The organism is Psychrobacter pasteurii (assembly GCF_900162815.1).
Taxonomy (GTDB): domain Bacteria; phylum Pseudomonadota; class Gammaproteobacteria; order Pseudomonadales; family Moraxellaceae; genus Psychrobacter; species Psychrobacter pasteurii.
In genome coordinates this window covers 1-9,011 of record NZ_FUGD01000036.1, presented here as the reverse complement: position 1 = coordinate 9,011, position 9,011 = coordinate 1, and the positions used below count along the sequence as shown (strand labels likewise).

At 43.3% G+C, this 9,011-nt stretch carries 7 protein-coding genes and 2 pseudogenes; 5 read left to right on the top strand and 4 right to left on the bottom strand.

Annotation, left to right across the window (positions count from 1 at the left end; translation table 11 throughout):
* Positions 1 to 258: pseudogene (locus tag A1232T_RS14055) on the top strand (hypothetical protein); the annotation flags it as partial.
* 231 nt (positions 259 to 489) lie between these two features.
* Positions 490 to 1,188, top strand: coding sequence for a VIT1/CCC1 transporter family protein (locus A1232T_RS01095; protein WP_077447638.1), 699 nt, complete (start codon positions 490 to 492; stop codon positions 1,186 to 1,188).
* 11 nt (positions 1,189 to 1,199) lie between these two features.
* Here the strand turns inward: A1232T_RS01095 and A1232T_RS01090 are convergent, their stop codons facing one another.
* Together A1232T_RS01090 and A1232T_RS01085 are read right to left on the bottom strand one after the other, a co-directional pair.
* Positions 1,200 to 3,623 carry a copper-transporting P-type ATPase gene (locus tag A1232T_RS01090; RefSeq protein WP_095532707.1) on the bottom strand — a complete coding sequence of 808 codons (2,424 nt, stop codon included), beginning with the start codon at positions 3,621 to 3,623 and terminating at the stop codon, positions 1,200 to 1,202.
* An 89-nt stretch (positions 3,624 to 3,712) separates the two neighbouring features.
* Positions 3,713 to 4,303, bottom strand: coding sequence for a DUF411 domain-containing protein (locus A1232T_RS01085; protein WP_077447640.1), 591 nt, complete (start codon positions 4,301 to 4,303; stop codon positions 3,713 to 3,715).
* A 348-nt stretch (positions 4,304 to 4,651) separates the two neighbouring features.
* On the opposite strand from A1232T_RS01085, the gene A1232T_RS01080 reads away from it, so the two are divergent.
* The 3 genes from A1232T_RS01080 (at position 4,652) to A1232T_RS01070 (ending at position 7,973) form a co-directional block, all read left to right on the top strand.
* On the top strand, positions 4,652 to 5,347 hold the full coding sequence (locus A1232T_RS01080) for a heavy metal response regulator transcription factor (protein ID WP_077447636.1): 696 nt from the start codon (positions 4,652 to 4,654) through the stop codon (positions 5,345 to 5,347).
* Positions 5,348 to 5,404: 57 nt separating this feature from the next.
* Complete coding sequence (locus tag A1232T_RS01075) at positions 5,405 to 6,862, top strand: heavy metal sensor histidine kinase (RefSeq protein ID WP_077447635.1); 1,458 nt, start codon at positions 5,405 to 5,407, stop codon at positions 6,860 to 6,862.
* A gap of 115 nt (positions 6,863 to 6,977) precedes the next feature.
* A complete protein-coding gene (locus tag A1232T_RS01070; protein ID WP_077447634.1) occupies positions 6,978 to 7,973 on the top strand; it encodes a phosphatase PAP2 family protein in 996 nt (331 codons plus the stop codon).
* 26 nt (positions 7,974 to 7,999) lie between these two features.
* Here the strand turns inward: A1232T_RS01070 and A1232T_RS01065 are convergent, their stop codons facing one another.
* Both A1232T_RS01065 and A1232T_RS01060 read right to left on the bottom strand, forming a co-directional pair.
* Positions 8,000 to 8,188, bottom strand: coding sequence for a hypothetical protein (locus A1232T_RS01065; RefSeq protein ID WP_077447633.1), 189 nt, complete (start codon positions 8,186 to 8,188; stop codon positions 8,000 to 8,002).
* Between the two features lies 1 nt (position 8,189).
* A pseudogene (locus A1232T_RS01060) lies at positions 8,190 to 9,011 on the bottom strand (IS256 family transposase); the annotation flags it as partial.

Here is a 9,011-nt window from a genome sequence, read left to right as displayed (position 1 = left end):
GATCGGGTCAGTAAATTAGTCGCAGTGAACGCCTTAGCATTTTGTTGGGCTTATCATGTCGGTATTTATAAAGACAAAGATAAGCCGTTAAAACGCAAGTTGAAGTCAAACGCTCGACCTCAAGCCAGTTTGTTTGCGCTTGGCCTGGATGTGTTGATTGAGGGCCTTCGCTTGGTGTTCTTTAACAATGATAAGACTGTATTTCGACAGTTAGTTAGCTTTTTAACCCCTAAACCTATGAAAATCGGGTGGGGATGATTTTTTGTCGTGTGCAGAGAACTTTTAAGTAAAAGGTGCTAACAGCTAATGACTAAAAAAGCTACCTCTTTGTCATTGCCTTAAGATTAGCAAAGAATTTTTAAACTGACAAGTTCTTAGAGCGTAACGCTATTATTTTTTACACTGCTATAATGAAACTTAACTCTATGATAATAAAATATAAAAAATGGATAAGTTGAGCGCTAATGTAGCGTAAATTCAGGAGGCGACATGCCAAGGTCGATACATGAAGAAAAGCACTTAAGTGAACGTAATAACTGGCTTCGAGCGGCTGTGTTAGGTGCCAACGACGGTCTTATATCTACCGCAAGTCTTTTGGTCGGGGTAGCGGCTGCCAACCAAAGTAGCCAAACTCTGTTGCTTACCGGTTTGGCCGCATTAACCGCCGGTGCGTTTTCGATGGCGGCAGGGGAGTATATCTCAGTATCTTCTCAAGCAGATACTGAAGCGGCCGATTTAGCCAAAGAGCAATATGAGCTAGATAATAACCCTGAGCGTGAGCTTCTAGAATTGACTCGGATTTATGAAAGCCGTGGGCTTGATAGCGATCTTGCTCACCAAGTGGCTGTGGCTTTAACTGAAAAAGATGCTTTGGGTGCGCATGCTAGAGATGAGATTGGGGTTACAGAAATTGCTCAAGCTAAGCCTTTTGAAGCAGCCATAGCTTCTGCTATCGCCTTTATAATTGGTGGGGTGGTTCCTATTTTAGGCTTATTTATTTTCCCTTCCTTTAATTTAGTATATGCCTTAATGGGATTGACCATAGCAGGTCTGGTGCTATTGGGCATTGCTTCAGCACGCTTGGGGGGTGCGCCAGTCGTGCCAGCAGTGACCCGAGTAGTGGTTTGGGGCACGCTGGCTATGATTGCAACTTCACTTATTGGCCGTTTCTTTGGCGTAGAGGTTTAGTGGCTGCTTTTTTATAACTTTAAACCGCGTAATCTAAGTGAGTTAAAAATCACTGACACAGAGGATAGACTCATGGCTGCAGCGGCAATCATCGGACTTAGCAATAGCCCAAAGAATGGGTAGAGCAGGCCTGCTGCCACAGGGATACCTAAAGCGTTATAAACAAAAGCGAAAAACAAGTTTTGTCTGATGTTTTTCATAGTAGCTTGGCTCAGTTTATGTGCTTTGGTAATACCCATTAAGTCGCCTTTGACCAAGGTGATGCCAGCACTTTCAATGGCCACATCAGTACCTGTACCCATCGCAATACCTACCGTGGCTTGGGCGAGGGCGGGCGCATCATTAATGCCGTCACCGGCCATGGCCACGATACGTCCTTGCTGTTGAAGCTCTTTTACGATGCGGTTCTTGTCTTCTGGTGAGACGTCTGCTTGTACCTCATCGATGTTTAGCTGGCTAGCGACTGCTTGGGCGGTAACCGCATTGTCTCCGGTAAGCATGATAACTTTTAGGTTTTCATTGTGCAGTCGATCAATGGCTTCTTTGGTACTGGCTTTAATCGGATCTGAGACAGAAATAAGGCCGGCAGGCGTATTATCGATGGCCACAAACATAACCGTTTCACCCTCACTGCGTCGCTTATGGGCTTGCTCAGACAGCTGAGGATCGTAGCTATTTAGCCCCTTCATTAGCTTGTCATTACCAATGGCGACCAGCTTATTATTGACAACCGCTTTTACCCCTTCACCGGTAACAGACTCAAAGTTGCTGACAGCAGATAGAGTAAGGTTACGCTCTTTGGCCGCTTCCACAATGGCCTCAGCCAGAGGGTGCTCACTGGATTGCTCAACGGCAGCGACTAAGGCAAGTACTTCGTTTGGTTGCCAGCCTGAGCTTACGTCAATAGAAGTTAGCTTAGGTTTGCCTTCGGTTAAGGTGCCTGTTTTATCAATAACGATGGTATCTACCTTCTCCATGCGCTCTAATACTTCAGCGTTTTTAATCAACACTCCGTTTTGAGCGCCCTTGCCAGTTCCGACCATAATAGACATGGGGGTGGCTAGGCCTAAAGCACAAGGGCAGGCAATGATAAGCACCGCTATCGCATTGACAAGAGCATATGCTAGGGCAGGGTCTGGGCCAAATATCGCCCACACAATAAAGGTGATAACGGCGGTGATAATGACTGTCGGCACAAACCAGCTAGACACCTTATCGACCTGCTTTTGAATGGGAGCTTGGCTGCGCTGAGCCTCACTGACCATTTTTACGATTTTTGATAAGACCGTATTGTCGCCAACGTTCACCGCTTTAATTAACAGCGACCCTGTGCCATTAACGGTACCGCCTGTGACGCTGTCATCATTCTTTTTGGCTACTGGCATAGGCTCACCCGTGACCATGGATTCGTCTACGCGGCTTTCGCCTTCAATGACTAGGCCATCAACGGGCACTTTTTCACCAGGTCTGATACGTAGAATGTCTCCGGTATTAACCTCTTCAAGTGACACCTCAATTTCTTGTCCGTCTTCATCGACACGTCTGGCTGTGGGTGGAGCAAGCTCAAGCAGGGCACGAATGGCACCTGAAGTCTGACTTCGAGCTCTTAGTTCTAATACTTGTCCTAACAGTACCAAGGTGGTAATCACCGCAGCGGCTTCAAAATAGACGCCCACCTGACCTGAGTGATCCTTAAAGCTTGGCGGGAAGATATCAGGGAAGAAGGTCGCCACAATACTAAATAGATAGGCAGCGCCCGTACCAATCGCAATCAAGGTGAACATATTAAGGTTCATGGTCTTAAGGGACTGCCAACCTCTGACGAAGAAGGGTTTGGCTCCCCAAAGTACCACGGGGGTTGCCAGTATAAGCTGGATAATATTTAGCCACTGAGTTGAGATGCCATAACGGTTCATCAGGCCATTTATATCAAGACCGAGCATGTCACCCATGGCGATGATAAATAGCGGGATAGTCAGCACCGTACATATCCAAAAGCGGCGGGTCATGTCATCAAGTTCAGTGGTATCTTCTTCCTCTAGCGTGATAGTTTCAGGCTCAAGTGCCATGCCACATATTGGACAACCACTGTTTTTAATATCACGAACTTCAGGGTGCATCGGGCAGGTATAAACAGTCCCTTCATAGCCATCAGGTATCTTATTATAGGGGCTGTTTTTTATCTGCTTAGGGTCAGGGGTGGTGCTGGCAGGATGACTTTCATCGTGCTGGTGATGGCAGTGATGATGAGAGTGTTCAGAGTTTACAACTTCCTCTTGAGGTTTCAAAAACATATCACAGAGTGGACAGCGACTCTCGGTAATGTCTCTGACCTCAGGGTGCATTGGGCAGATATAAACAACCCCCTCGTAGTTTTCGGGGACTAAATCGTATTTATTAGAAGCTGGTGTGGCAGAAGCTGAACTGTTATCCATACCCTCAGCTTTTGCCTTATTTACAGTATGATTTTTATTTGAATGGTCATGGTTCATGAGACTACCTCTTAATTTTAATAATAAACGGGTTATAACTGCTGCTGAGGTGTATCTACACTAGCGTACACGTCATATGAGCCGTCTTTATTTAATTGAAAAACTTTATATGGCATGAATTTATCGTCATATTCCATACCTGGGCTACCCACAGGCATACTGGGTACAGCCAGACCGATTGCATCATTTGGCGGATTCTCTAGGAACTGTGCCATAAATTTAGCAGGAATATGTCCCTCAAAGACAAAGCCATCACTAGTTACGGTAGTGTGACATGAGCGCATTTGTTCAGGCACCTCGTATCTGTCTTTCACAGCAGAGAGGGTTTGTGGATGCTGATAAGTAGACTGCAGTCCTGCTTTATCAGCATAGCTGATCCACTCGGTACAGCAGCCGCAGTTGGCGTCTTTATAAACTGTGGCTGAAACCCCTTGTAGAAGAGTAGAGGCAGGCTGATTTATCTGGGTTTGATTAAGCGGTGCATTCGCTTGTGTACCTGAAGACTGCGAAACTTGTGCGGTTGAATCCGTAGCAGAGTCAAGCGCTGCGGTTTGGCTTTGATTGGGTGAGCCGCAAGCCGATAAAGTGGTGGCCAAAGCCAAAAGAGCGGAGCCTTTAGTCATTGGACTGCTAAGCTTATGCAGTGAGATACAATAAGCAGAAGATTTAGAGGATAAAGTTTTTAAAAAGTGGTTTGATTTCATAGGGGCACCTTTATACTTAAATTACCGTTTTATCTGGTTATGGGCTCTAATTGTATGCACTGACTCTAATATTAGATAAAGAGAGGGGTTTATACCCATATTACCGCCTAGCAAATGACATGAACATGACGTAAACATTACAAATTTGTCATCTTGAGACTAGGGATGTTCAAGCTGGCGATATTAATCTAGTATGGTCTCAGGTGAAGTCAAAAGCTAATAGCCCATTAAATATAATAATTACTCAGTAGCAATTTTGAGGTGTGAATGAAGGTTTTGTTGGTAGAAGATGAGGTAAAACTCGGAGAATACATTCAAAAAGGTCTGACCGAATCAGGGTTTTTAGTAGATCACAAAGTTAATGGTCTAGATGGCTATCATGCGCTAATGTCAGAAGATTATAACGTTGTGATAATGGATGTCATGCTACCGGATATAAGCGGCTTTGAGATTGTGAAAAACTATCGCCAAAGTGGTCAAACAACCCCAGTTCTATTTTTAACCGCCAAAGATGATTTAGAAGACCGTATTAAAGGCATTGAGATTGGTGGTGATGATTATCTGACCAAGCCTTTTGCCTTTGCAGAGTTGGTGGTGCGTCTTAAAAACTTGCTACGACGGGCCAATCAATCAGAGTATTTAAGCACTCAACTTAAAATAGCCGACTTAACACTAGATCTTGCCAAACGCACTGTGCATAGAGGCAATACTGCCATTCAGCTGACCTCAAAAGAGTTTGCCTTATTGCAGTTTATGTTAGAGCGTAAGGGTGAGGTGTTACCACGTTCGGTTATTGCCTCACAGGTATGGGATATGAATTTTGACAGTGATACCAATGTCATTGATGTGGCCATACGACGTTTGAGAGTAAAAATTGATGAAGATTTTGAGCCAAAACTCATTCACACGGTGCGAGGTATGGGTTATAAGCTTGAAGATGAAAGCGGGCTTAAGCATCAGTAGCCCTTAATATTATAAAAGTATCCATTATAAAAGTATCAATTAAAAAGCCTTAGCACTATGAATATTCGACTCTCTTTACTTTGGCGTACCCTCATATTACTCACCATATTTGTGGTGCTGTCGCAGATTACAGTGTACTTTTGGATTAAGCGCTCAGTAACTGATCACTTTGAAGTGATGGATTCTGAGATGTTAACCCACGCTGCTTTTAATCTACGTAAATCCACCTACGGCATAGAGCACAGTTCGGAATCCCTTAACCGTAATTACAATAATAAAAAGGGATTAGGTTATGGGGTTCAAGTATTTGGGTTTACATCAGATGGGCAAGCTATTGCTAGTTATAGTCAAATTGCTGTTGGCAATCAAAATGCTAGGGATAATCAAAGTGATTTTCGCGCTTTTAATTTAGAAAGTTATGGCAAAGATTCAATCAATATCCTTGATTTGATGAGTGAGCATGGAGATAAGCAGTTTGAATTACAGCTAGATAATCGACCTTATCGAAGTGTTATTATCACAAGCAATAACCAGATTTATTTGCTGGCACTCCCGATTGATGTGCATCATCTTTATTTGCACCAATTCTCTTTACAGCTCAAAGTTATCTTAGTGGCCATGACTTTGCTGCTGCTGTTTATCGCCGCCTTTAGTGTCTACTGGGGGTTCTCTCCATTAACCACTTTTATCCAAAAAATGAAAACCATTAACTCAGAGCAGCTTGGTGAGCGGATTACAGTCGCGGATATGCCAAGCGAGCTGCGTCCGCTTGCTGAGTCTTATAATATTATGATGAGTAAGCTTGAGGATAACTTTGAGTCACTGTCTCGGTATTCTGACAATATTGCTCATGAGCTACGTACCCCAATTGCCACGTTAAGCACTCAAACTCAGGTCATGTTAAGTAAGCCTAGGCAGATTAGTGAATATATAGAACAGCTGCATCACCAACACGAAACACTCGAGCACTTGTCAGAGGTAACTAATAACATGTTGCTTCTGGCAAAAACTCAAAAAGGTCTTAGTCAGGAGCAGCTAAAAGATGTGGATATGGACAGCTTGATGACTCAGCTCATAGAGTATTATGAGTTACTGGCTGATGATAGAGGTATTCATTTGGTTAAGTCGGGGGAGTTTGCGGTTATAAAAGGCGATAAGGGCCTGCTTCAGCGCCTGTTTTCTAATTTAATTTCAAATGCCATTTATTATTCAAAAAACGACAGCACAATCAAAATATCTGCAGGCGTGACGGATCAAACACAGCTTAATATTGTCATAGAAAACCAAACCGCACAGCCGATGACTCAAAAAGAGGCCAGTCGGCTGTTTGAGCGCTTTTATCGGCGGGCTAATGATCAAGACAGCAAGGCAGAAGGCACTTCGTATTCGGGAACGGGGCTTGGATTATCTATAGTTAAATCGATTGTAAAAGCACATAGAGGCACCGTCGCAGCTTTAGTGGAAGATAATTGGATTAAAATCAGCGTTAAACTACCTCTACCTAAGTTATCCTAAACCTACTTATTTTAGATTGAGTCCTATTAAGCGATAGCCAATTAAAGTGGAAACATAAGCGACAAGCCCCTAAAAAGACACCTAAAGAAACACCTAAAAAGGCAACCTATTACTCATGCTCACCTTAATTCAAGACAATCAGCAGCTGACTTTGTTAATAAGCTTGATTGTATTCGTCATGGTGTTTTTATGGACATTGCAGCACTCCGCCATTGCTTATGGGGATAAACTGCAGGCACGTCTGTTTGAGTACGGTAGAGCGTTAGCAACAAAGTTTGAGATAAAACAGCGGCTGGCTAAATTTAAAGTGAGTCACCCTAAGCTATATCACTTCTTCTGGCAGCGACTGAATATTGAGCATTTTTATGGGTTACCACTAACTGCCCTGGTTTTGGTGATGGGCTATATATTATCGCTATTTATCGGACTGGTCGAAGATGTGGTCACCTCAGACTCTATCGTGGCGATAGATCACTTTGTCTCGCAGCAGATGAGTGTACTGAGTGATTCTGTGGTCATCGACTTTTTTATTTTAATTACCAGTTTAGGCTCTACACCGACCACTGCCTTAGTCATACTATTAACCTCAATATTATGTTGGATGATCGCTCAACGTTACTTAATTGTGGGTCTGCTCATCGCTACGATTGGCAGTACCGCATTTACTTACTTAAGTAAATTGTTGTTTCAACGAGACAGACCGTTAGACATTCTATTGCTTGAGCAAACCTACTCATTTCCTAGCGGTCATGCGACGATTTCAATTGCGTTATATGGTTTTATTGCTTATCTAGCGGTTCGTTTTGGCAAGCAGTTTATTACTCAAATACGCGTTGTAGCACTGACTGTTTTTTTATGTATTTTGATTGGTCTAAGCCGGATTGTGTTAAACGAGCACTATTTAAGTGATGTGATGGGCGGCTACCTAGTCGGAACCTTATGGCTGACGGTAGCCATTAGCGTGATGGAGTGGCTCACTGCAAAAGATAAGATTAACTGGGAGGTTACTTGGTCAAGTTCTCGGGTTTATTTTGTGTGGTTTAGTGTCCTAAGTGTGCTTATCGCTACCGTCATTTATGCCAATCTTTCTCAGTTTCCTCTTTTGCAGTAATGGGGTGTTGTTTATTTTTAGGCTAACTAATCTTTTACGTTATAACCATACCTAGCACCGGCTTCATCAATATCGCCAGTATAGTTATGACAGGCTTGCAGGTACAACGTAACATCAGGATAGTCCGCACCTGGAATAACACCATATTTACCTCCACCAATTGGTAAGAGATAACCCTCTTTATTGAGCCCATCCCGAATTCTGTGTAACTGCAATTTAGATTAAATGCTTACTAACACGCTCATCGAACATAATCATAAAGCGATTAAGAGCAGACGTCCAGTTACGGATGGGCATCGACCACTTTTTAGACGCCTGCTGAGTTGCTAGATAAACAACCTTAAACGCCGCTTGATCAGATGGGAATACCTTACGCTTATCACAGCGGTACGAATCACGCTATTTAATGATTCAATAGCATTGGTCGTATAAATGGCTTTTCTGATGTCTTTCGGGTAATCAAAGAACACCGTTAAGCCCTCCCAATTATTGTGCCAAGAGGTAACTACATGCGGGTATTTATCGCCCCAGACCTCATTAAACTGCTCAAGGTTAGCCTCTGCCAGCTCAAGCGTATCAGCGCCATAAACCGCCTTTAAATCAGCAGCTACTTTTCTCCTATCTTTCCATGGTACAAACTTCATAGAGTAACGTACCATATGCACAATACATAGCTGAACCTGCGTGTTTGGATATACCGTATTAATTGCCTCACTAAAGCCTTTTAAGCCATCTACACAGGCAATAAGAATATCTTGTACCCCACGGTTTTGTAGTTCAGTGAGAACGCCTAGCCAGAACTTAGCGCCTTCATTTTCCGATAACCACATACCCAGTAGCTCTTTTTTGCCTTCAAGGTTGACGCCTAAAGCCAGATAGATGGCTTTATTCATGATTTGCTTATCTTGACGTACTTTAACGACAATGCAGTCTAAATAGACGATAGGATATAAGCTACTTAATGGCCGGTTCTGCCATGCTGTGATGTCATCTATGATGTTGTCAGTAACTCTGGAAACGAGGCTCGTTGAGATATCA